The 21,703-nt window shown below is 46.3% G+C and carries 21 protein-coding genes; 11 read left to right on the forward strand and 10 right to left on the reverse strand.

The features are described from left to right. Nucleotides 1-93 precede the first annotated feature (93 nt). On the reverse strand, nt 94-1,842 hold the full coding sequence (locus B5Z18_RS17965) for an ABC transporter ATP-binding protein (RefSeq protein ID WP_079470852.1): 1,749 nt from the start codon (nt 1,840-1,842) through the stop codon (nt 94-96). A 20-nt stretch (nt 1,843-1,862) separates the two neighbouring features. Continuing rightward, the gene (locus B5Z18_RS17970) at nt 1,863-2,633 is read right to left on the reverse strand and encodes an AMP nucleosidase (protein WP_079470853.1); all 771 of its coding nucleotides are present in this window, start codon (nt 2,631-2,633) and stop codon (nt 1,863-1,865) included. A gap of 133 nt (nt 2,634-2,766) precedes the next feature. Between B5Z18_RS17970 and B5Z18_RS17975 the strand changes: the two genes are divergently transcribed. Next, nucleotides 2,767-3,171, forward strand: a complete 405-nt coding sequence (locus tag B5Z18_RS17975; RefSeq protein WP_235015953.1) for a type I restriction enzyme HsdR N-terminal domain-containing protein — start codon at nt 2,767-2,769, stop codon at nt 3,169-3,171. A gap of 55 nt (nt 3,172-3,226) precedes the next feature. Here B5Z18_RS17975 and B5Z18_RS17980 read toward each other — a convergent pair whose 3' ends face one another. From B5Z18_RS17980 to B5Z18_RS17995, 4 genes are all read right to left on the reverse strand, one after another. Beyond that, nucleotides 3,227-4,645 carry a Glu/Leu/Phe/Val family dehydrogenase gene (locus B5Z18_RS17980; protein ID WP_079470855.1) on the reverse strand — a complete coding sequence of 473 codons (1,419 nt, stop codon included), beginning with the start codon at nt 4,643-4,645 and terminating at the stop codon, nt 3,227-3,229. Nucleotides 4,646-4,692: 47 nt separating this feature from the next. Then, nucleotides 4,693-4,929, reverse strand: coding sequence for a CcmD family protein (locus tag B5Z18_RS17985; protein WP_079470856.1), 237 nt, complete (start codon nt 4,927-4,929; stop codon nt 4,693-4,695). Beyond that, nucleotides 4,926-5,588, reverse strand: a complete 663-nt coding sequence (gene ccsA / locus B5Z18_RS17990) for a cytochrome c biogenesis protein CcsA (RefSeq protein WP_079470857.1) — start codon at nt 5,586-5,588, stop codon at nt 4,926-4,928. The genes B5Z18_RS17985 and ccsA overlap by 4 nt, the downstream gene beginning before the upstream one ends. A gap of 145 nt (nt 5,589-5,733) precedes the next feature. Beyond that, nucleotides 5,734-6,402 (reverse strand): heme exporter protein CcmB, encoded by a 669-nt coding sequence (locus B5Z18_RS17995; RefSeq protein ID WP_079470858.1) that lies wholly within the window; start codon nt 6,400-6,402, stop codon nt 5,734-5,736. 125 nt (nt 6,403-6,527) lie between these two features. Here B5Z18_RS17995 and accC point away from each other — a divergent pair, with 125 nt between their 5' ends. Together accC and B5Z18_RS18005 are read left to right on the forward strand one after the other, a co-directional pair. Next, entirely contained in the window at nt 6,528-8,018 is a 1,491-nt protein-coding gene (accC, locus tag B5Z18_RS18000) for an acetyl-CoA carboxylase biotin carboxylase subunit (RefSeq protein ID WP_079470859.1), read from the forward strand. A 77-nt stretch (nt 8,019-8,095) separates the two neighbouring features. Next, entirely contained in the window at nt 8,096-8,578 is a 483-nt protein-coding gene (locus tag B5Z18_RS18005) for a GtrA family protein (protein ID WP_079470860.1), read from the forward strand. Nucleotides 8,579-8,614: 36 nt separating this feature from the next. Here B5Z18_RS18005 and B5Z18_RS18010 read toward each other — a convergent pair whose 3' ends face one another. Continuing rightward, the gene (locus B5Z18_RS18010) at nt 8,615-9,184 is read right to left on the reverse strand and encodes a thymidine kinase (protein WP_079470861.1); all 570 of its coding nucleotides are present in this window, start codon (nt 9,182-9,184) and stop codon (nt 8,615-8,617) included. Nucleotides 9,185-9,274: 90 nt separating this feature from the next. On the opposite strand from B5Z18_RS18010, the gene B5Z18_RS18015 reads away from it, so the two are divergent. Further along, nucleotides 9,275-10,255: a hypothetical protein gene (locus tag B5Z18_RS18015; protein ID WP_079470862.1), complete on the forward strand. Its 981-nt coding sequence runs from the start codon at nt 9,275-9,277 to the stop codon at nt 10,253-10,255. Here the strand turns inward: B5Z18_RS18015 and B5Z18_RS18020 are convergent. Further along, nucleotides 10,225-11,487 carry a 3-deoxy-D-manno-octulosonic acid transferase gene (locus B5Z18_RS18020; RefSeq protein ID WP_079470863.1) on the reverse strand — a complete coding sequence of 421 codons (1,263 nt, stop codon included), beginning with the start codon at nt 11,485-11,487 and terminating at the stop codon, nt 10,225-10,227. The two genes, B5Z18_RS18015 and B5Z18_RS18020, sit on opposite strands and share 31 nt — an antisense overlap. 109 nt (nt 11,488-11,596) lie before the next feature. Here B5Z18_RS18020 and B5Z18_RS18025 point away from each other — a divergent pair, with 109 nt between their 5' ends. The 6 genes from B5Z18_RS18025 to rfbD are packed head-to-tail and all read left to right on the forward strand — an operon-like array spanning nt 11,597 to nt 17,569. Then, nucleotides 11,597-12,724 (forward strand): DegT/DnrJ/EryC1/StrS family aminotransferase, encoded by a 1,128-nt coding sequence (locus B5Z18_RS18025; RefSeq protein ID WP_079470864.1) that lies wholly within the window; start codon nt 11,597-11,599, stop codon nt 12,722-12,724. 9 nt (nt 12,725-12,733) lie between these two features. Beyond that, nucleotides 12,734-14,047 (forward strand): UDP-glucose dehydrogenase family protein, encoded by a 1,314-nt coding sequence (locus tag B5Z18_RS18030; protein WP_079470865.1) that lies wholly within the window; start codon nt 12,734-12,736, stop codon nt 14,045-14,047. Nucleotides 14,048-14,064: 17 nt separating this feature from the next. Beyond that, a complete protein-coding gene (locus B5Z18_RS18035) occupies nt 14,065-15,009 on the forward strand; it encodes a UDP-glucuronic acid decarboxylase family protein (RefSeq protein ID WP_079470866.1) in 945 nt (314 codons plus the stop codon). A gap of 14 nt (nt 15,010-15,023) precedes the next feature. After that, nucleotides 15,024-16,079: a dTDP-glucose 4,6-dehydratase gene (gene rfbB, locus B5Z18_RS18040; RefSeq protein WP_079470867.1), complete on the forward strand. Its 1,056-nt coding sequence runs from the start codon at nt 15,024-15,026 to the stop codon at nt 16,077-16,079. A gap of 53 nt (nt 16,080-16,132) precedes the next feature. Further along, complete coding sequence (gene rfbC / locus B5Z18_RS18045; protein ID WP_079471007.1) at nt 16,133-16,693, forward strand: dTDP-4-dehydrorhamnose 3,5-epimerase; 561 nt, start codon at nt 16,133-16,135, stop codon at nt 16,691-16,693. A gap of 9 nt (nt 16,694-16,702) precedes the next feature. After that, complete coding sequence (gene rfbD / locus B5Z18_RS18050) at nt 16,703-17,569, forward strand: dTDP-4-dehydrorhamnose reductase (RefSeq protein ID WP_079470868.1); 867 nt, start codon at nt 16,703-16,705, stop codon at nt 17,567-17,569. Between the two features lie 588 nt (nt 17,570-18,157). Here the strand turns inward: rfbD and B5Z18_RS18055 are convergent. Beyond that, nucleotides 18,158-18,853 (reverse strand): TapB family protein, encoded by a 696-nt coding sequence (locus tag B5Z18_RS18055; RefSeq protein ID WP_079470869.1) that lies wholly within the window; start codon nt 18,851-18,853, stop codon nt 18,158-18,160. A 178-nt stretch (nt 18,854-19,031) separates the two neighbouring features. Here B5Z18_RS18055 and tyrS point away from each other — a divergent pair, with 178 nt between their 5' ends. Further along, nucleotides 19,032-20,315, forward strand: coding sequence for a tyrosine--tRNA ligase (gene tyrS, locus B5Z18_RS18060; protein WP_079470870.1), 1,284 nt, complete (start codon nt 19,032-19,034; stop codon nt 20,313-20,315). Nucleotides 20,316-20,381: 66 nt separating this feature from the next. On the opposite strand, the gene B5Z18_RS18065 is transcribed toward tyrS, so the two are convergent. After that, nucleotides 20,382-21,668, reverse strand: coding sequence for an amidohydrolase family protein (locus tag B5Z18_RS18065; RefSeq protein ID WP_079470871.1), 1,287 nt, complete (start codon nt 21,666-21,668; stop codon nt 20,382-20,384). Between the last annotated feature and the right edge of the window lie 35 nt (nt 21,669-21,703).

Here is a 21,703-nt window from a genome sequence, read left to right on the forward strand (position 1 = left end):
GGTATGAATAAATTTTAGAGGTGCAAAGTTACCGATTATTATCTACATCATCAAAAAATGATATATAATGCATAACAATCAGGTAATTATATATTATATCCCTTTAGGAATAGCTGCTATCAGCTGTTGGGTATACGGATTTTCCGGGTGATTATACACCCTGTCGGCTGCGCCCTGTTCTACAATTTTTCCCTTCTGCATCACCATCATCCGGTCGCTGATAAACCTCACCACGGAAAGATCGTGCGAAATAAAAATACAGGTAAAGCCCAGTTCTTCCCTTAAACGGATCAGCAGGTTCAGCACCTGCGCCTGCACGCTTACATCCAGCGCCGCCACCGACTCATCACAGATAATAAAAGATGGCTCCACCGCCAGCGCACGCGCTATTACAATCCGCTGGCGCTGTCCGCCGGAAAACTCGTGCGGATAACGGTTAAAGTGTTCGGGCAACAGGTTTACCTTCTCCAGCAATTCCAGCACCTTTGCTTTTTGCTGCCGCTCCGTGCCATACAGCCCGTGCACCTTCATCGGCTCCAGGATAGCGGCGCCGATGGTTTTCCGCGGATTCAGCGAAGCATAAGGATCCTGGAAAATCAGCTGCATATCTTTCCGCAGCGCACGCATCCCGCCGGCGGACAAACTTCGTATATCCTGCCCCTTATAAATAATGCTTCCTGCTGTTGGCTCTGCAAGCCTTAACAGCGACCGGCCCAGCGTAGTTTTACCACAACCCGATTCACCTACCAGGCCGAGTGTTTCACCGGTAATCACCCGGAAACTCACATCATCTACCGCTTTGGCCCATTGCAGTACTTTGCCGGTGATGCTCCTTTTCACAGGAAACCAGGTTTTCAGCTGATGCACCTCCAGTAAAGGCGCTGCTGCAACCAGCTGTTGCTCCCGCTGACGGAGGGCTGCCTCAGGAATTACCAGCGACTGCATCACATCCCGGATGGCGCCGGCTTTTTCGTGTATCTGTCCCCGTGAGTCCGTCTCCATAAAATCACGGATCACAGGCAATCTTACCAAACGTTTATCCAACGGGGGCCGGCAGGCCAGCAACCCCTTTGTGTACGGATGTTGCGGATGCAGGAACACGTTTCTTACTGTTCCTTCTTCCACAATATTCCCTTTATACATCACCACTACCCTTTCCGCTATTTCCGCCACCACGCCTAAGTCGTGGGTAATAAAAATAACGCTCATCTCCATTTGCTGCTGTAGCTCGCGGAGTAGCTCCAGTATTGCCTTCTGCACGGTAACATCCAACGCTGTAGTGGGTTCGTCGGCGATCAGCAGGCGGGGATGACAGGAGATAGCCATTGCTATCATCACCCGCTGTTTCTGTCCACCGGAAATTTCGTGGGGATAACGATCCATGATCCCGGCAGGATCAGGCAGTTTTACCTTTTCGAAAAGCGCGATTACCTCATTCCGTGCTGCTTTGCGGCTTACACCGGTATGCAAACGGATAGCCTCCGCCACCTGCTCTCCGCAGGTATGCAGGGGATTCAGCGCCGTCATGGGTTCCTGAAAAATCATGGCAATTTCGTTGCCCCGGTAGCTACGCATGGTAGCATCGGGCAACTGCAGCAGGTTAACTGCTGTTTCATCCGCTGCCTGGTAAAGGATCTGCCCACCGGAAATGGTGCCAGGCATATCAATGAGTCGCATGAGCGAAAGGGCGGTAACGGATTTTCCGGACCCGGATTCTCCTACTACGCCTACAATTTCGCCCTTGCCTATGGAAAGGGAAATCTGATTAACAGCTGTTGTTGTTGTTTGTCCGGACCTGAAAGTTACTTCCAGGTCCTGTATCTCTACCCGCGTGGAAAGCATACCCGGAAGATACAACAATTCTAAAAACGCAGGTGCTTCACGGTCTGGTGACTTTCAATCAGCTTCTGTAAGGAGTCGATACCCACTTTAAGATGGCGTTCCACAAATTTAGTGGTCACCTTTTTGTCGCTTTCTTCCGTTTTTACGCCTTCAGGCACCATTGGCTGATCAGATACCAGCAATAAAGCGCCGGTAGGGATCTTATTAAAGAAACCAACAGAAAAGATAGTGGCAGTTTCCATATCCACGGCCATTGCCCGTATTTTTTCCAGATATTGTTTAAACGCGGCATCATGCTCCCATACACGTCGGTTGGTGGTGTAGCAGGTGCCGGTCCAGTAATCGTAACCGGAATCACGGATAGTGGTGGAAATGGCCTTCTGCAAAGCAAATGCAGGCAGTGCGGGTACTTCCGGCGGGAAATAATCATTGCTGGTACCTTCCCCGCGGATAGCGGCGATAGGCAGTATGAGGTCGCCGATGTTATTCTTCTTTTTTAATCCGCCGCATTTACCAAGAAACAATACAGCTTTCGGGGAGATGGCAGACAACAGGTCCATCACGGTAGCAGCGCCCGGACTTCCCATACCAAAGTTGATAATGGTAATATCGCCTGCAGTAGCGCACTGCATAGGCCGGCCTGCACCAACGATTTCCACGTTGTTCCATTCGGCAAACATTGTTACGTAATTACTGAAGTTGGTGAGGAGGATGTGGGAGCCAAATTGATCCAGTTTCTCACCCGTGTAGCGGGGCAGCCAGTTAGCTACAATTTCGTCTTTTGTCTTCATAGCTTTTTGACAAGCAAATATAAGGTTTTGTTCGCTAACCTCAATATTATCCTAATGTAACTATCTTCGCAGCAGTATTAAAATCAGTTATATCTTGATCGCTATCAGCTTCCCCCCACCCGATTTTAAAATTATGAAAGAAGGCAGCAAAGAACTCATCTTTGACCGCTTCCGTAAAAAATATGTGGTACTCACGCCGGAAGAGTGGGTAAGACAAAACTTTCTGAACTACCTGGTAAAAGTGCTGGCATATCCTGCTTCCCTGATAGGTATTGAAAAGGAAATTTTTTTGGGAGAGATGAAAAAGCGGTACGACATTGTGATCTACAACCGTGCCACACAACCCTGGATGCTGGTGGAATGCAAAGAAATGAATGTGCCCCTCACCGAGCATACCATGCAGCAGGTGATCCGCTATAACATGGTGATCCCGGCTACTTACCTCGTGATCACCAACGGTGTGAACACTTTTTGCGGCAACTATGTGGCCACCGAAAATAAATGGCGGTTTCTGAACCAGCTGCCGGTATTTATATAAAAAAAGCCTCCGCATACACGGAGGCCCTTCTACAAAAATTATCTGTCGCTGCGCATCAAGGGAAAATACCCAGTTGCTCGTAAGCAGCACCTACTTTATTAATGGCTACTACGTAAGCGGCTGTACGCATATCATGGATCTGCGGATTAGCCATCATTACGTCGCGTACTTCATGGAGTGCAGCGTGCATGGTTTCTTCCAGGCCGGAATATACCAGGTCCACTTCATCCGCACCGTGCGCAATGAATTTTCTTTCTTTATCAGAAACGGTTTTGCCGGTCAGCTCTTCGATGGTTTGCAGGATATGAATGTTCATATTCTCATCGAAGCGTTTGCCCAAACGGCCATAACGCACGTGGCTGAGGTTTTTCAGCCATTCGAAATAAGAAACGGTTACACCGCCGGCGTTCAGGAACATATCCGGAACAACGATCACACCTTTCTTATTCAGGATTTCGTCGGCTTCCGGTGTTAAAGGACCATTGGCAGCTTCACCGATGATCTTTGCTTTAACGTTGGGAGCGTTGTGTTTATCAATTACATTTTCCAGGGCAGCAGGGATCAGGATTTCGCAATCCAGTTCCAGACCATCTGTATTTTTATTCAGGTTGGTAGCGCCGGCGAAGTTTACGATAGAACCGGTAGCTTTTTTGTGCATCAGTACTTCATCAGGATTCATACCCTGTTCGTTATAGATAGCACCATCCCACTCGATCAGGCAAATTACTTTAGCGCCGGCTTCGTGGAAGTATTTGGCAGCGTGATAACCTACGTTACCCATACCCTGCACAATCACTCTTTTTCCTTCGATACCGGTAGTAAGACCGAGACGGTCCATATCTTCCTTGATATTACACAGTTCGCGTAAGCCGTAGAATACACCCAAACCGGTTGCTTCGGTACGACCGCGCACACCGCCCTGTGATACAGGTTTACCGGTAACACAACCATAACCATCTATTTCACCCGGGCGTAAGCTCATGTAAGTATCCAGGATCCAGCTCATTTCTCTTTCGCCGGTACCGTAATCGGGAGCGGGAACGTCTGTACCGGGTCCGATAAAGTTTTTCTTTACCAGTTCCGCGGTATAGCGACGGGTAATCGCTTCCAGCTGGAAGGGCGTATAGTTGCGGGGGTTAATTTTCAAACCACCTTTGGCACCACCAAACGGTACGTTTACAATGGCGCATTTGTAGGTCATCAGGGATGCCAGTGCCATTACTTCGTCCTGGTTTACTTCATCGCTGAAGCGGATACCACCTTTACAGGGAAGTTTATGATGTGAATGTTGTACGCGGTAAGCTTCAATTACCTGTACAGAATCGCCTATTCTCACCGGGAATTTAATCTGGTAAACGGCGTTGCAGGCCTTGATCTGCTCCAGGATACCTTTGTCCCATTTGGTGAATGCAGCTGCTTTGTCGAAGCTTTTCTCCACACTCTGGAAGAAGCTATAATGCTGATCTTGCGACATAAAAATTATTGTTTTGGTATAACGATTAGATTTTAAACGTTTTTGGGTTACTGATTTTTATCTTTTTCTTCCAGTTTACCGATCTTTCTGTCCAGATTGATAAGGAATAACACGATTCCCAGGAAAATGATCACTAAAACACCAACGATCACATAAATTTTATCGTTGCTGCGGAAGAATTCGTTGACCGGTCCTTTCTCTGTATTCTGCTGTTGTGCATTTGCCAGTACCGAAATGAATAGCAAGGCCAGGGTCAGGCAAAATGAAAACGCTCTATTGATCATTTAAAAATATTTTTAAGCTGTAATTTCCTATAACGTACTACCAGTGTGAATATCCACACGCTCAGCAGGGTCCAGCCGATAAAGGCCGGGTACAACACCAGTTTCATGGAGCCATCAGTATCTTTTGATGCAAAGCCTGGTGTGGTAGCGCTTCCCGGATGCAGGGAATCCACCATGCGGGGAATGATGTAGGTTAATGGTATCAGCAATGCAAAGGCAAAAATGTTAAAAACTGCGGATATCCGTGCCCGTTTGTCGAGGTCGTGTATCGACATGCGCAGCACCAGATAAGCCATGTAGATAAGAATGGCAATGGCCGTACACATCTGTTTGGGATCGTCTGTCAGCGTGCCGCCCCAGGTATAGGTAGCCCAGAGTGTACCCGTTGCAAAACCCAATACGCCAAAGAAAGTACCTATTCCGGCAGCGCTGGAGGCAAGTACATCTCTCTTTAAATCATATTTCGACAGATAAAGCAGGGAGTTGACAATAGATATGGTGTACATGGTATACATACATATCCACATCGGTACGTGAAAGAACAATCCGCGGGATGATTGTCCGTTGGTTCCTATTATAGGTATTTTAACAGTGAACCCGGCGATAATTACATATAAAAGAAGCAGTATCGCTAATGCTTTCCACCAATGTCTGGCCATTTTTTAATAGCTATATTCGGGGGCAAACCTACACGTTTTAAACCTAATCACAAAGATTTTCGGGGATTTTAAGTTTATCCAACGGCAGTAATTCCCCGTTAAATATCCTTTACAGAAGTGAGCTTTTTGTTTGATATTTCTAATATCAGTCTTTCCACAAAAAAGGGAAAAGGATCATTGTCAGGGCAATAACCAGTATATCCATTCCCCCGAGTAAGAGGAACATTTTAGGCAGTTCCGGCTGATATACCGTTACAAAGGCAGATAAAGAGATGTTGGCCAGCAGCATCAGCACCGGCATGATCAGCGGGAAACCCATTACCGCCATCAGGGCGGCATTATGATTGGCCTGGGCTGCAATAGCCGCCAGCATGGTAAACAGCAGGGAGATACTGGTACCGCCCAACAATACCATGCCCACAAAATAAACGGGGTTGATGATGGGATTCCCCAGGAAAGCAATACTGCAAACCAATGCAATAATGCTCATAAGGGTCATCAATATCACATTATAGATCAGTTTGGCCGCAATAAAACAACGGGGATTCACCAGGGAATAGAAGTACAGGAGCCGGCCCCGGCTTTCCTGCATAAAACTTTTAGCGACCGCATTCACCGCTACAAACAGCTGTATCACCCAGAACAGGGCGTTCCATACTTTGTCGTCTGGTCTTCCCATCATCAGGTTGATAACAAAAACAGTAGACACGATATAGAGCAGTACCCCATAAAAAGCATACTGCTGGCGTAATTCCAGCGTAAGATCCTTTTTTACAAGGGTGAATGTCTGATGTATAGGATTGCTTTTTTTCATGATCAGGCGCAAAGATAGTTATTCACAATTAGCTTTCAGCCGTTAGTCATTTTTAAGTATATTTAGCCCCTCATTAAAAAATGACATCCCCATAGCAAAGGGGCCTTGTTAAAAGCAAACTGCTGATGAAGAAAATTCTGGTTGCCAATCGGGGAGAGATCGCATTACGTATCATGCGTTCTGCGCGGGAAATGGGTATAAAAACAGTGGCGGTATATTCCGAAGCTGATCGTACCATGCCTTTTGTACAATATGCAGATGAAGCCGTTTGCATTGGTCCTGCACCTTCCAATCAATCTTACCTGCTGGGCGAAAAAATAATTGCCGTGGCAAAAGAAACAGGAGCGGATGGCATTCACCCGGGATATGGATTTTTGAGTGAAAATGCCCGCTTTGCGCAACAGGTAACTGATGCCGGCATTACCTTCATTGGGCCGTCTGCGGCTTCCATTGAGGTAATGGGTAGCAAGCTGGCAGCCAAACAGGCCGCGCAGAAATTTGGCGTACCTATGGTGCCCGGCACAGAAACGCCTTTACGCAGTGTGGAAGAGGCCAGGGAGGTAGTAAAGAAAACAGGGTTTCCTATCCTGATCAAAGCATCCGCCGGCGGTGGCGGTAAAGGGATGAGGGTGGTAAATACACCTGAAGAACTGGATGAGCAGATCAGAATGGCTAAAAGTGAAGCCCTTAGCGCTTTTGGCGACGATGCTGTATTTATAGAGAAGTATGTGGGTTCGCCCCGCCATATAGAAATACAGGTACTGGGCGACCGTCACGGTAACTGTGTATATTTATTTGAAAGGGAGTGTTCTATTCAAAGACGCCATCAGAAGCTGATTGAAGAGGCGCCGTCGTCCTGTCTTACACCGGCTATCCGCGCTGCTATGGGACAATGTGCCGTAGATGTAGCCAAAGCCTGTAACTATTATGGCGCCGGTACCGTGGAGTTCCTGGTGGATGAACAACTGAATTTCTACTTCCTGGAAATGAATACCCGCCTGCAGGTAGAGCATCCGGTTACAGAGCTGATCACCGGCCTCGACCTCGTAAAAGAACAGATTAAAATAGCCCGGGGAGAAAAACTGTCTTTTACCCAGGAAAGCCTGAAAATAAACGGTCATGCCATCGAACTGCGCATCTGCGCGGAAGATCCGGCCAATAACTTTCTGCCGGATACCGGTAAACTGGAAACCTATATCCGTCCGCAGGGTTACGGCGTAAGAGTGGATGACGGGTACGAGCAGGGAATGGATATTCCCATTTACTACGATCCTATGATTGCCAAGCTCATCGCCTGGGGCAGCAACCGGGAAGAAGCCCGGCTTCGCCTGATCCGCGCTATTGAAGAATACCAGGTAAAAGGGATCAAAACCACACTGCCCTTTGGTAAATGGGCATTGCAGCAGCCGGCGTTCATTGAAGGTAATTTCGATACCAATTTTATCAATAAATACTTTACGCCACAGTCGCTGCTTACAAACGAAACAGATATCAATAAACTGGCGGCCATCCTGGCTGCGTACGTATGGCAGCAAAACAACATAAATTTACAGGAAGCGGCTGTCAGCAGCAATCCACGTGAATCTGCCTGGAAAAAAAGGAATATGTTAAGATAAGCCAAAACAGTTGTTAACTTTCGTTAAAGTGTTTCCGAAAAAACCCGAAAACGCATAACTTTGCGCCAATTTTAATTATGTTACGTAACATCATATTACAGATCCTTCAGTTCTTTTACCAGCCCTTTTCGAAGGTGATGCCCTGGCAAACCTTTCGCTACCTCGCATGTGGCGGGGGCAATACTGTATTGGATATATGCCTGTATTATGTGTGTTATAATTTTGTACTGCACCAGCAGATGGTGCATCTCGGACCGGTTAGTATGAGCGCGCATATCGCCGCCCTCTTCATGTCAATGGCCGTTACCTTTCCCACCGGTTTCCTGCTCAGCAAATATGTAGTGTTCTCTGAATCCAATTTACGCGGACGCGTGCAATTGTTCCGTTACTTCATGCTGGTAGGGATCTGTATTGTACTGAACTATTTATTAATGAAGATATTTGTAGATCAGCTACACTTTTATGCCACCGTAGGTAAGATATGTACTACCGCGCTGGTGGTAACTTTCAGCTATCTTACCCAGAAGAAATTTACGTTTAAAGTAAAACAACAGGCATAAAGAAAAAGGAAGGTCGCTGACCTTCCTTTTTCTTTATCATACGTTCTCATAATAACAGTGCCTGCATCTCGGCTCATACAGATCTTTCTCCCCCAACAGCAACGTTTCTTTCGACGCCGATTTACGGTAAGAGTAATTGGCAATATGACCGCACTTTACGCAGATGGCGTGTAACTTCGTAATATAATCTGCCTTTGCCAGCAGGAAGGGCATTTGCCCAAACGGTTTCCCTGTAAAATCCATATCCAGCCCGGCAATGATAACACGTACCCCGCGAAGCGCCAGCTGATCACATACATTTGGCAACTCATCATCAAAAAACTGGGCCTCATCAATACCCACCACATCTACTTCCTGGGCCAGCAGCAGTATTTGCTGGGAATTTTCTATCGGCGTGGAAATGATTTTATTTTCATCGTGGGAAGTAATATTGCCTTCATCATACCGGGTATCTACCGCAGGCTTGAATATTTCCACTTTTAAATTGGCGATACGTACCCGTTTGAGCCGGCGGATCAGTTCCTCGGTTTTTCCCGAAAACATAGAGCCGCAAATTACTTCAATCCAGCCCCTCCGCCCTCCTGCAAGAGAAGGTTCAATAAACATATTATACTAATTTGATTACTAATTAATTAAAATATTCTAATTTTATGAAAATAAAATAATTTCTATCACTAACCCGTTAACAATTAAGGCATGGAAAAAATTAATGCATTAATTGAAAAACTACAGGAATTAAAAAATTCCGGGGCTGAGCTTTCTGCAATTTCGTATTACGCGCAATTGCTCCAGGCAGAGGTGCTGCATGCACGTAACAAGCTACATCAGCAACAGGTGCAATCCACGCAGGGAAATATTGCGGTGATCATGCCGGCACAACAACCGGTAACCGTACCTGCACCGGCAGCAACTGCGCCGCAAACTACAACATTACCTTCAAATAAACCGGCGGAAGCACCAGTTGCCGCCGCGGAACCTGAAGATATCAATACCCGCGCAGCCAGGCTAAACGATACGCCTACCCGTAACACGGTAATCCTTACGGAAGATATTAATGGCCGGGCGTCCAGAACGGAGGAACTTCCGGCTGCTAAACCGGCTGAAGCGCCCAAACCTGTAGAAACACCAACAACACCGTTGGAAACGCCTATGGCAGCAGTACCTCCGGCGGCCGACCTGGTACCTCCCAAACCGGAACCAGTTGTTACAGCGCAACCTATCCCTACACTGGCGGTTAATCAACCTCCTGTGGAAAAACCCAAACCCGCACAGGCAGCCACCCTGTTTGATGATATACCACCGGTAAAAAATACAGCGCCCGTTACCAACAACGGCGAGCTTAGAAAAGATCTCAATGAACTTGTTGGCAGCAACGGCACTTCACTGAACGACCGTTTGCGGCAACAACAGGTAGAAGTAGCGCAGAAACTCGGGGAGATGCCCATTAATGACCTGCGGCAGGCCATTGGCATCAACGAAAAATACCAGTTTATACAGGAGCTGTTCCGGGGCGACCGGGACCTGTACGAACGTTCCATTAAAACCATCAATGAGTGTGGTAACCTCCAGGAAGCAGATTACTGGATCCAGCGTGAAATAAAAATTATACAGGGATGGGAAGATGACCATCACCTGGTGCAGCACTTCTATTCGTTGCTCAGAAAGCGTTTCTCCTGAATATAATTTAATACCTTTTGAGTAGCGCCCGTATTGGCGGCTACATAATTTCCGGCGATGGCGGCAGTTTCGGCGTAAGCCTTCCTGTCGGCCAGGAGTCGTTCCATCTGGGTGTGGAGATTTCTGTAATTATGAACCACCAACGCCCCTCCCGCTGCCACCAGTTCTACCGCTTCGAAGTATTTTCCAAACTCCGGTCCTATGATCACCGGCTTGCTGTAAGCCGCCGGCTCCAGTATGTTATGTATGCCATCTTTCCCAAAGCCGCCTCCCACATAGGTGATAACCGCATAGCGGTAGAGGGTGGTGAGCATGCCAATATTATCTATGATCAGTACGTCGCCCGGCCTGCTATTCCCGTTCTTCAATTCTGAAAAGCGCTGCGCGCCGGGAAACAATGCCAGCACCGATTGGATATGGTTGTCATCAATTTCATGTGGTGCAAGGATCAGCTTTATGTCTGTTTCTTCCTTTTCTTTCCACCAGTCGCTCAATATCTTTTCATCGGCTGGCCAGGTACTACCGGCAACGACCAATCGATTTTCGCCGGCAAAAATGGAAATTTCAGGCAATTCCCGGTGTTCATTGAGCAATGCGGCTACCCGGTCGAACCGCGTATCACCGCTGATACTGCTATTTTGCAGCCCGATGCCGCGGAGTAATTGGAGCGACGCTTCATTTTGTACAAATATATGTGTCAGCTGCTGCAGGAGGCCACGGAACATACCACCATAACCTTTAAAGAACACCTGGTCGGGGCGGAAGATGCCTGATACCAGCAGTGTAGGAATATTCCGTTGGTGCAGGGTAGTCAGGTAGTGATACCAGAATTCGTATTTTATGAAGATGGCCAGGGCGGGCTGTACAATATCCAGGAAATCCAGGGCGTTGCCGCGGGTATCCAAGGGCAGGTAACAAACATAATCGGCGCCTTTATAGTCTTTCCGGACCTCATACCCTGAAGGCGAAAAAAAAGTTAACAAAATTTTATACGAGGGCCAGGCAGCACGGATAGCTTCCAGGACCGGCCTTCCCTGCTCAAATTCGCCCAGGGAGGCAGCATGGATCCATACTACCGGCTGCGAGCCGATTCCGTTCTTCCGCATACGCGACTGCCAGTGCTGCCGGCCTTCCAGCCAGCGCCTGGCTTTGGTTTTACCTGCCAGTGCGGCCAGGTACACTCCCGCTTTATATAACTGAAGCCCTGCATTATAAATTCCTGTTGCTATCATTCGCCTGCGTACTTTTACTTAATTTTCAGTTGAATGCAAAGATAATCCCCAGCCAATCCCAAAATTTGTAAATTTGCACACTTTAAACAAAATAAAAATATACGATCATATGGTTCCTATTCAGATGGTAGACTTGAAACGCCAGTATACGAAGATTAAATCACAGGTAGATGCAGCCATCGGCGAAGTGCTGGATAGTTCCGCTTTTATTAATGGTGACGCGGTTCAGAAGTTTAGCAGTGAATTGCAGTCGTACCTGAACGTAAAGCATGTGATTCCCTGTGCAAATGGTACGGATGCGCTTCAAATTGCCATGATGGCGCTCGGACTGGAACCAGGCGATGAAGTAATAACCCCCTCATTTACCTTTATAGCTACCGCAGAAGTAATCGCCTTGCTGCAACTGAAGCCCGTTTTTGTGGATGTAGATCCCCAGACATACTGCGTGGATGTAGCTGCCATAGAAAAAGCAATTACTCCTAAAACCAAAGCCATAGTGCCGGTGCATTTGTACGGTCATGTAACGGATATGGAACCATTGATGGCATTAGCCGCAAAACATAAGCTGTATGTAATTGAGGACAATGCCCAGGCTATTGGCGCTGATTATACTTTTAGTGACGGCACAAAGAAAAAGGCCGGCGCTATTGGTCATATTGGCTGTACCTCTTTCTTCCCATCCAAAAACCTGGGTTGCTATGGAGATGGCGGCGCAATTTTCACCAACGACGACGAGCTGGCGGCAAAAATCCGCATGGTAGCCAATCATGGGCAGTCGGCACGTTATTATCATGATGTGGTAGGTTGCAACTCCCGTCTTGATTCCGTACAGGCAGCTGTATTACGCATTAAACTTCCATTACTGGATGAATATATTACGGCACGCCGTGCGGTGGCAGATGCTTATGATGCTGCATTTGCAGATATGCCACAGATAACAACACCTTATCGCGCTCCTTACAGTTATCATGTATTTCATCAGTATACGCTGCAGTTAGACGGCGCTGATAGAAACGAGCTGCAGAAATACCTGGCAGAAAAAGAAGTACCTGCCATGATCTATTATCCTGTTCCTGCCCACCGCCAGAAAATGTTCGAGCATTTCGGTGGCGCAGCCTTTAATCTCCCCGTAACCGATAGTCTCACCACAAAGGTGATTTCCTTGCCAATACACACTGAAATGGATCCCGATCAGCTGGAGCATATTATCCAGTCAGTTAAATCATTTTTAAAATAATTACCCCGCATGAAAATTACAGTAGTAGGAACTGGTTATGTAGGTCTTGTAACCGGGACATGTTTTGCCGAAACAGGAAATGACGTCACTTGTGTAGACATTGACGCCAACAAAGTAAAAAAGCTTTCTTCAGGTCAGATTACTATTTATGAGCCTGGGCTGGAAAAACTATTTGAACGCAATCTCAAGGAGGAACGTTTGTTCTTTACAACCAGCCTGGAAGAAGGTATTAAAGATGCCGAAGTAATCTTCCTGGCATTGCCTACCCCGCCGGGAGCAGACGGAGCTGCAGACCTTTCCTTTGTGCTGAACGTAGCAGCCCACCTGGGTAAAATTATGACAGACTACAAGGTAATTGTAGACAAAAGCACCGTACCGGTGGGTACTGCGGAAAAAGTAACCGCCGCCATCGCGCAAAATTGCAAAACCCCGTTTGATGTGGTTTCCAACCCTGAATTTTTGCGTGAAGGCGTGGCTGTAGATGACTTCATGAAACCAGACAGAGTTGTAATTGGTACCATGTCTGAAAGAGCGCGCAAAGTAATGGGAGAACTGTACGCTCCTTTTGTAAGACAAGGAAATCCTATCCTGTTCATGGATGAAAAATCAGCGGAGCTTACCAAGTACGCCGCCAATTCCTTCCTGGCTACAAAAATTTCCTTCATGAATGAAATTGCAGTGCTATGTGAAAAACTCGGTGCAGATGTGGATATGGTACGCAAGGGTATTGGTAGTGATGACCGTATTGGCAAGCGTTTTCTTTTCCCCGGCATCGGCTACGGCGGCAGCTGTTTCCCGAAAGACGTACAGGCATTGGTAAAATCATCCCAGGATGCACAGTATGAATTTAAGATACTGAATGCCGTAATGGATGTAAATGAGAATCAGAAACTGTTCCTTCTCCCGAAAATAAAAAGTTTCTTTAAAAACGATCTGAAGGGCAAACACTTTGCACTGTGGGGCCTTGCCTTCAAACCTAATACAGATGATATCCGGGAAGCGCCGGCATTGTACATCATTGAAGCACTGCTGGCCGAAGGCGCTACTGTAAGCGTTTTTGATCCGGAAGCTATGGCAAATGTAAAGCAGGTAGTGGGAGATAAAATTATTTACGCCGAGCATCAATATACCTGCCTGGAAAACGCAGATGCCCTGATCATTGCTACTGAATGGAGCGTATTCAGGACTCCTGACTTTCATAAAATTTCAGCCAGTCTTAAAAATCAGGCTATTTTTGACGGCAGAAATCTCTTTGAAGTGTCCCGCATGAAAGAACTTGGCTATCATTATGAAAGTGTAGGGCGTATACCAGCAATATTGTAACTATTTATAACAACAACATGGAAAAGAAAAAAATACTTATTGCCGGTGCTGCCGGATTTCTTGGCTCCCACCTTTGCGATCGCTTTATAAAAGAAGGCTTTCATGTAATTGGCATGGACAACCTCCTTACCGGCAATATCAAAAATATCGAACATCTTTTTCCTTTGCCGGAATTTGAATACTATCACCACGATGTTACCAAGTTTGTACATATTCCGGGAAAGCTGGACTACATATTGAACTTTGCCTCTCCGGCCAGTCCGATCGATTACCTGAAGATGCCTATCCAGACACTGAAAGTAGGATCACTGGGAACGCATAACCTGCTGGGACTGGCAAAGGAAAAAAAGGCGCGTATCCTCGTAGCTTCCACATCTGAAGTGTATGGCGATCCAAACGTGCATCCGCAACCGGAAGAATACTGGGGAAATGTAAATCCAGTTGGCCCCAGGGGAGTATATGACGAAGCCAAAAGGTTCCTCGAATCTATTACGATGGCTTATCATAATTTCCACGGCGTAGAAACACGTATCATCCGTATCTTCAATACTTACGGTCCACGTATGCGACTCAATGACGGCCGTGCACTGCCCGCATTCATGAGCCAGGCGCTGAATGGCCAGGACCTCACGGTATTTGGTGATGGCAGCCAGACCCGTTCATTTTGTTATGTCGATGACCTGGTAGAAGGCATTTATCGTTTATTGTTAAGCGATTACCACCTGCCTGTTAACATCGGTAATCCGCAGGAAATCACACTGAACCAGTTTGCAGAAGAAATTATCGCGTTAACGGGTTCAAAGCAAAAAATTGTTTATCATCCGTTACCAAAAGATGATCCGAAACAACGTCAGCCTGATATTACCAAAGCCCGGACCCTGTTGGGTTGGGAGCCGAAAGTAGGCAGACAGGAAGGGTTAAAGATCACTTATGAATATTTTAAAGAAGCCTTATTAAAATAAAACTTTTCTCAGGAATGAAGCGAAAACTATTAATTACAGGCGGCGCCGGGTTTATTGGTTCACATGTGGTACGGCTATTTGTCAATAAGTATCCCGATTACCAGATCGTAAACCTCGATGCCCTGACGTATGCCGGTAACCTGGAAAATCTGACAGATGTAAAAGATAAACCGAATTACATTTTTGAGAAAGGTGATATCACGGAAGAATCCTTTGTTGATGCACTTTTTGCGAAATATCAGTTCGACGGCGTTATTCACCTGGCTGCAGAAAGCCATGTAGACCGCTCCATTATGGACCCGCTGGCATTTATCAAAACAAATGTATTGGGTACTGCAGTATTGCTGAACAATGCGCGGAAACACTGGAAAGATGATATGAACGGGAAGCTTTTCTATCATGTATCTACTGATGAAGTATACGGATCACTGGGAGATGAAGGATTTTTCCTTGAAACCACCGCCTATGATCCTCGTTCGCCCTACTCCGCTTCAAAGGCCAGTTCGGATCATTTTGTAATGGCTTATTATCATACCTATCACTTACCTGCTGTTATATCCAATTGTTCCAATAACTACGGTTCTCATCATTTCCCTGAAAAGCTGATACCACTGGCTATTCACAATATCAAAAATAGTAAGCCGGTACCTGTTTACGGAAAGGGTGAAAATATACGCGACTGGTTATATGTAAACGACCACGCACGCGCAATTGACACCATTTTCCATCATGGAAAAGTAGGTGAAACCTACAATGTAGGCGGATTCAATGAGTGGAAAAATATTGACCTGATTCAGTTACTGTGTAAAATCATGGATAAGAAACTGGGCCGTCCCGAAGGTACTTCTGCCCAGCTGATCACTTTTGTAAAAGACAGGGCCGGACATGATCTCCGCTACGCTATTGATGCTACCAAGCTCAATAAAGAACTGGGTTGGGAACCCTCTCTCCAGTTTGAAGAAGGGCTGGAAAAAACGGTTGACTGGTACCTGGCAAATGAAACCTGGCTCAACAACGTTACCAGCGGAAACTATCAACAATATTATAACGAACAATATCAAAAAAGATAGCGATGAACGGTTGGCTTTTAAGCCGACCGCTCACAGCTTATAGTTTATTACACATGCCTTTTCAACAAACCGGAATACCCGATCTGTTAATTTACGAGCCAAAAGTTTTTGGCGATCATCGTGGTTATTTTTTCGAAAGCTATAACGCCAGCACCTTCAGCGCGGAAGGTATTGAGTACAAATTTGTACAGGACAACCAGGCACGTTCTACCTATGGTGTGCTACGCGGACTGCATTATCAACTGGAACCTTATGCCCAAACGAAACTGGTACGGGTACTGGAAGGAAGCATTATTGATGCCGTAGTAGACATCCGCAAAGGCTCTCCTACTTACGGGAAATCTTTTGCAATTGAATTAAGCGCCAGCAATAAATTGCAGCTACTGGTGCCTAAAGGATTTGCGCATGGCTATGCAGTGATCAGTGAAACAGCAGAAGTAATGTACAAATGTGATAACTTCTACCATAAAGGCAGCGAAGGGGGTATCATCTATAACGATCCCGCCCTGGGCATCGACTGGGGCATCAACCTGGATGATGCGGTAGTTTCAGACAAAGACCTGATCCTGCCCACACTTGCAGAGATTCAACATAATTTTATTTTTAACAGCTGATCATTTGCTATGAAGAATATTCTTGTTACCGGCGGAAACGGCCAATTAGGACAAGCCCTGCAAAAAGTGGCAGGCGATTATCCGCAATTCAACCTGTTATATACCGATTACCAGGACCTGGATATCACTGACGCGGATGCCCTGGCAGCTTATTTTTCCGCTCAGCAGATCGACGCCTGTATCAACTGTGCCGCCTATACAGCCGTAGATAAAGCAGAAGAAGATGAAGACAAAGCGTTTCTGCTGAATTTCCAGGCAGTATTAAGCCTGGCGGAAATATGCGCCCAGCATAATGCCCAGCTGCTGCATATTTCCACGGATTACGTATTCAGCGGAAAACAAAATGTACCTTATAAAGAAACCGACGAAACTGATCCGGAAAGCATCTACGGCGCTTCCAAAGTGCGTGGTGAAGCCGCTGCTGCCGGTTATAACCCGGACACTATTATACTCCGCACCTCCTGGCTCTACTCCGAATTCGCAGTTAACTTTGTTAAAAGAATGCAGCAGCTGATGCAGGAAAAACAGGAACTGAATGTTGTTTTTGATCAAACCGGCACTCCTACTTATGCAGGCGACCTGGCAAAAACGATCCTGGATGTATTGCAGTATAAATCTGCCAATCCGGATGCAGCCATCGGCGGCGTATATCATTACAGCAACGAGGGTGTGACCAGCTGGTTCGACTTTGCAGTGACCATTAAAGAAATGACCAACGCCACTACTGCCATATACCCCGTTACTTCCGATAAATATAAAACGGCCGCTAAACGCCCGGCATACAGCGTATTAAACAAGGAAAAAATCAAAAGCACTTTTGGCATTACTATCCCCTATTGGAGAGACAGTCTGGCCAAATGCCTCAAGAACATCTAAGCGGAGGTTATCTTTCTCAGGATTACCCTGATTTTACAGATTAGCTTTTTGTGACTTGGGAGATTGGAGTGGATGCTTAAAGATTGACTGGGGGATGCTTCATTTATACTTAGCAGATGCTTTGCAGATACTTAGCAGATGCTTAGCAGATGCTTAATACATGGAGATTCCCCGGAGGGGACGTGGAGGGGACGTGGACTTGATCATGAAACCCTTTACTACAGAGCATTACAGGCGAAAACACACAGGGTGTTTATGCGGGCACTGCCATATAAAACTGACATCCTGGCAAAAATAAGTGAGCGGTATTCAATAAATCATTGCCGTTAAATGCCGCTCACCCTTTTTAATTATTTTAGGGATGGCGATGATAAAAGCCTTTTAACTTCACTGAATTTTCCGGAAATCATACAAAAAACGAAAATAAACCAATTCTCCAGAGAAAATATCAATACCCGGATTAAAATCTCACCAATGCACTAATCTTCTCAAATCCCTCCATAATCACAAAAGTTAATCAGTAAAATCAGGGTAATCCTGAGAAAGACAACCTCCGCGAAAATCACAAAAAGTAATCAGGGGCTCTTTTTATTTCTTCAGCGCTGTGATCATTGTTCCTCCCATGTCTTTTCCATCTTTACTGGAGGAGGTTTTCACCGGTCCGAAATCAGGGGCAAACCATTCTATGGCACTGAACTTCATCGGAATCCCCTGCCCCATCATTTTCATCTCAAAATTAATATCATAAGCAATTTTGAAGCAATCCCAGCTGCCTGCGGGTGTGGTTACCTTTTCCTTTCCGAGCACTTTTCTATTGCTGATCACATAACTGATACCCATCTCCATTCCTTTCACATTACCGTTCATTTCAAAGGTACCACCTGGTAGTTCTTGTCCGGCGTGCATTCCGGAGGGATAATCAAGAAAAGAGGCGTTGGTTTTGCCTTCCATTTTCATGTCTTTCATCTGAGGCATCGAGGGAACGCTCATCTTCATGTCTATGGCTACGCCGTTTCCACTGCATTTAAATTGCCCGGTGCCGGAGGTTACCTGCTTATTGCTTTTATCGTAAAAAGTATTGGTAAAGTCAGACACGGTGCCAGCCCCATCTTTGCGCACATTTGTGACCTTGTAAATGGTTTTCCCGCTGGCCACGCCTTTCGCATCCAGGATGGTCATTTCAATTTCCGCGTTGTTAAGCAGGTAATAGTACCCTTTGCAATCCTGCGCCAGTACCGGTATCGCAAAACATAGTGCCACTAAAAAAACGAGTGCTTTTTTCATAATATTTTGTTTGGGGTAAGAAAGAATATGATCACATCTGTATCTCTAACCGGCAGCAGGTGCAAACGGCCGGTCTTCTTTATAAATTTACATAGATATTTGTAATACCAGCCGGAATCCTTAAAATGGGCGAATCCTGCGAATTTTATGTAGGTTTGCAAAAATTGTTATTAAAATCATGAATCTGATAGAAGAACTGCGCTGGCGGGGTATGCTACAGGATATGATGCCTGGCACAGAAGAGCAACTGAAAAAGGAAATGACCACTGCTTATATTGGTTTTGATCCCACCGCAGAGTCGTTACACATCGGTAGCCTGGTACCCATCCTGTTACTGGTGCACCTGCAAAAGGCAGGACATAAACCCCTGGCGCTGGTGGGCGGCGCTACCGGCATGGTAGGCGACCCCTCCTTTAAAGCGGAAGAAAGGAAAATGCTGGACCTGGATACCCTGCAGAAGAATGTAGCCGGTATCAGAGCCCAGCTGGAACGCTTCCTCGACTTTGATCCTGCCAAGCCAAACGCAGCTGAGATGGTGAATAACTTCGACTGGTTCCAACATATTTCCTTCCTCGATTTTATTCGTGATACCGGTAAACACATCACCGTTAACTATATGATGGCCAAAGATTCCGTTAAGAAAAGGATCGAAGGCGACAACGGGATGTCATTCACTGAATTTACCTACCAACTGATACAGGGTTACGATTTCTATCATTTGTATACTGTTAAAAACTGTAAACTGCAGATGGGTGGCTCAGATCAGTGGGGTAATATTGTTACCGGTACAGAACTGATCCGCCGTAAAGCTGGTGGTGAGGCATTCGCATTTACCTGCCCGCTCATAAAAAAAGCAGATGGCACTAAATTCGGTAAAACAGAACAGGGAACGGTATGGCTGGATTCCAGGCGGACTTCTCCTTATATGTTCTACCAGTTCTGGCTGAATACTACAGACGTAGATGCAGAAAGCTATATTAAGATATTTACTTTCATGGAACAACCGGAAGTAGATGAACTGATTGCCAAACACCGCGAGGCACCACACTTACGCCAGTTACAACAAAGGCTTGCAAAAGAAGTCACTATTTTTATACACGGAGAAGAAAGCTATGAATTTGCAGTAAAAGCTTCTTCCCTGCTTTTCAGCAACGATACTGCTGAACTGCTGGTATCTCTCACAGAAGAGCAACTCCTCGATGTAATGGACGGTGTACCACAATTTGAGGTAGCTAAAGCCGACCTCGAAACCGGGAAAGATGTAGTAAGCCTGCTGGCGGAAACCGGTATTTTCCCCAGTAAGGGAGAAGCCCGCAAAACAGTGCAGGGCGGCGGCGTGAGTATGAATAAAAATAAAATAGAAGGTATAGAAACCGTTATCAATACCAATGCTTTGCTGCGTGATAAGTATATTCTCTTTCAGAAAGGAAAGAAGAACTATTATCTCGTAAAAGCAGTATAAAATTAGGCTTATAGAAAAGAAGGGCTGGTATTGATACCAGCCCTTCTTTTCTATAAGCCATTCCTGCTATTTCAATCCATACTTCTTCTCATACTTCTCATACAACTGCTTCTGCTTATTATCCAGGTTTATTTCCCTGCCCTGGATAAACGCCCGTGTAATTACGCTCGACTTCATATCCAGGATATCACCGGTACTCACGGCAATATTCGCGTCCTTGCCGGTTTCCAGTGAGCCGGTAGTTTTATCGATCCCCAGGATTTTAGCAGCGTTGAGTGTAACTGCCGACAGGGCCTCTTCTTTTGTTAAACCATAAGCGCTGGCAGTACCTGCTTCAAAGCCCAGGTTACGCTGTTGCCAGAAGCCTTCGTTGCTCAGGCAAAACAGCACACCGGCTTTTTGCAGCTGCGCGGCAGTTTTATAAGGCTGATCCACATCATCGTCCTGCATTACCGGCAAAGCATGTGGCTGCGCCAGTACTACCGGGATATTATTTTGCTTCAGGATGTCTGCAATGAGCCAGGAATCAGCTCCGCCAACAATCACTACATCAAGCTGAAACTCTTTGGCAAAGTCTATCGCTACGAGCATTTCTTTTACCAGGTCGCAGTGGATAAACAGTTTCTGCTCCCTGTTAAACAGCTTCCGCATCGATTCAAACTTCAGGTTGGTAGCAGTATGTTTGCCTTCCTGCTGATAAGCCTTCGCCTCGCGGAAAAATGTTCTCACCGTTTCTATTTGTTCCAGTGCTGCTTTCAGCCGGTCGTTGGGAACGGCGCCACGACCACCACCCAGCGGGGCCAGTGGCGGCATAAAAAAGTGCAGCGCATTATCTGTTTTATAGGCGGCATCTTCCCAGTTCCAGGCATCCAGCTGTACTACAGAAGAAGCGCCGCTGATAATACCACCTTCCGGTGTTACCTGTGCCAGCAGGATTCCGTTGGAACGCAGGGTGTTGATTACTTTGGAATCGGCATTATACGCAATGATGGAACGTACGGAAGGATTTATTTCTCCCACCTCGCGCGCATCGATGGTGGCACGTACGCTCTCAAACTCCACCAGGCCCAGGTTGGATTCGGGCGCAATGATACCGGGATATACATGCTGGCCTTTCATATCCAGTACCGTGGCATCGCCACCGGCAGCGGCGATGTTACTGCCTACTGCAGTAATTTTCCCATTGCTGAATGCAATGGTGCCGTTTTCAATTACCTGCCCGTTGCCTACATGAATAGTGGCATTGGTAAGGTATACGGGTTTGTTTTGCGGGGCTGCCGGAGATATCGTTTCCTGTGCCCGGGCGGTATACATTCCCAGGGTAAGGCTTAATAAAATTAATTGTCTTTTCATCGCTTGTAGCATTTAGCGGTGCTTAAAAAATTTCT

This window comes from Chitinophaga ginsengisegetis (assembly GCF_900168065.1).
Classification (GTDB): domain Bacteria; phylum Bacteroidota; class Bacteroidia; order Chitinophagales; family Chitinophagaceae; genus Chitinophaga; species Chitinophaga ginsengisegetis.

What these genes read in the sequence shown, in the direction of transcription:
- B5Z18_RS17970 (WP_079470853.1), bottom strand. Translation starts at nt 2,633, where the DNA reads ATGAAGACAAAAGACGAAATTGTAGCTAACTGGCTGCCCCGCTACACG.
- rfbC (WP_079471007.1), top strand. Translation starts at nt 16,133, where the DNA reads ATGCCTTTTCAACAAACCGGAATACCCGATCTGTTAATTTACGAGCCA.
- rfbD (WP_079470868.1), top strand. Translation starts at nt 16,703, where the DNA reads ATGAAGAATATTCTTGTTACCGGCGGAAACGGCCAATTAGGACAAGCC.
- tyrS (WP_079470870.1), top strand. Translation starts at nt 19,032, where the DNA reads ATGAATCTGATAGAAGAACTGCGCTGGCGGGGTATGCTACAGGATATG.
- B5Z18_RS18030 (WP_079470865.1), top strand. Translation starts at nt 12,734, where the DNA reads ATGAAAATTACAGTAGTAGGAACTGGTTATGTAGGTCTTGTAACCGGG.
- B5Z18_RS17975 (WP_235015953.1), top strand. Translation starts at nt 2,767, where the DNA reads ATGAAAGAAGGCAGCAAAGAACTCATCTTTGACCGCTTCCGTAAAAAA.
- B5Z18_RS18005 (WP_079470860.1), top strand. Translation starts at nt 8,096, where the DNA reads ATGTTACGTAACATCATATTACAGATCCTTCAGTTCTTTTACCAGCCC.
- B5Z18_RS18035 (WP_079470866.1), top strand. Translation starts at nt 14,065, where the DNA reads ATGGAAAAGAAAAAAATACTTATTGCCGGTGCTGCCGGATTTCTTGGC.
- B5Z18_RS18055 (WP_079470869.1), bottom strand. Translation starts at nt 18,853, where the DNA reads ATGAAAAAAGCACTCGTTTTTTTAGTGGCACTATGTTTTGCGATACCG.
- B5Z18_RS17995 (WP_079470858.1), bottom strand. Translation starts at nt 6,402, where the DNA reads ATGAAAAAAAGCAATCCTATACATCAGACATTCACCCTTGTAAAAAAG.
- accC (WP_079470859.1), top strand. Translation starts at nt 6,528, where the DNA reads ATGAAGAAAATTCTGGTTGCCAATCGGGGAGAGATCGCATTACGTATC.
- B5Z18_RS18010 (WP_079470861.1), bottom strand. Translation starts at nt 9,184, where the DNA reads ATGTTTATTGAACCTTCTCTTGCAGGAGGGCGGAGGGGCTGGATTGAA.
- B5Z18_RS18015 (WP_079470862.1), top strand. Translation starts at nt 9,275, where the DNA reads ATGGAAAAAATTAATGCATTAATTGAAAAACTACAGGAATTAAAAAAT.
- B5Z18_RS18065 (WP_079470871.1), bottom strand. Translation starts at nt 21,668, where the DNA reads ATGAAAAGACAATTAATTTTATTAAGCCTTACCCTGGGAATGTATACC.
- B5Z18_RS18025 (WP_079470864.1), top strand. Translation starts at nt 11,597, where the DNA reads ATGGTTCCTATTCAGATGGTAGACTTGAAACGCCAGTATACGAAGATT.
- B5Z18_RS17965 (WP_079470852.1), bottom strand. Translation starts at nt 1,842, where the DNA reads ATGCTTTCCACGCGGGTAGAGATACAGGACCTGGAAGTAACTTTCAGG.
- B5Z18_RS18020 (WP_079470863.1), bottom strand. Translation starts at nt 11,487, where the DNA reads ATGATAGCAACAGGAATTTATAATGCAGGGCTTCAGTTATATAAAGCG.
- rfbB (WP_079470867.1), top strand. Translation starts at nt 15,024, where the DNA reads ATGAAGCGAAAACTATTAATTACAGGCGGCGCCGGGTTTATTGGTTCA.
- ccsA (WP_079470857.1), bottom strand. Translation starts at nt 5,588, where the DNA reads ATGGCCAGACATTGGTGGAAAGCATTAGCGATACTGCTTCTTTTATAT.
- B5Z18_RS17985 (WP_079470856.1), bottom strand. Translation starts at nt 4,929, where the DNA reads ATGATCAATAGAGCGTTTTCATTTTGCCTGACCCTGGCCTTGCTATTC.
- B5Z18_RS17980 (WP_079470855.1), bottom strand. Translation starts at nt 4,645, where the DNA reads ATGTCGCAAGATCAGCATTATAGCTTCTTCCAGAGTGTGGAGAAAAGC.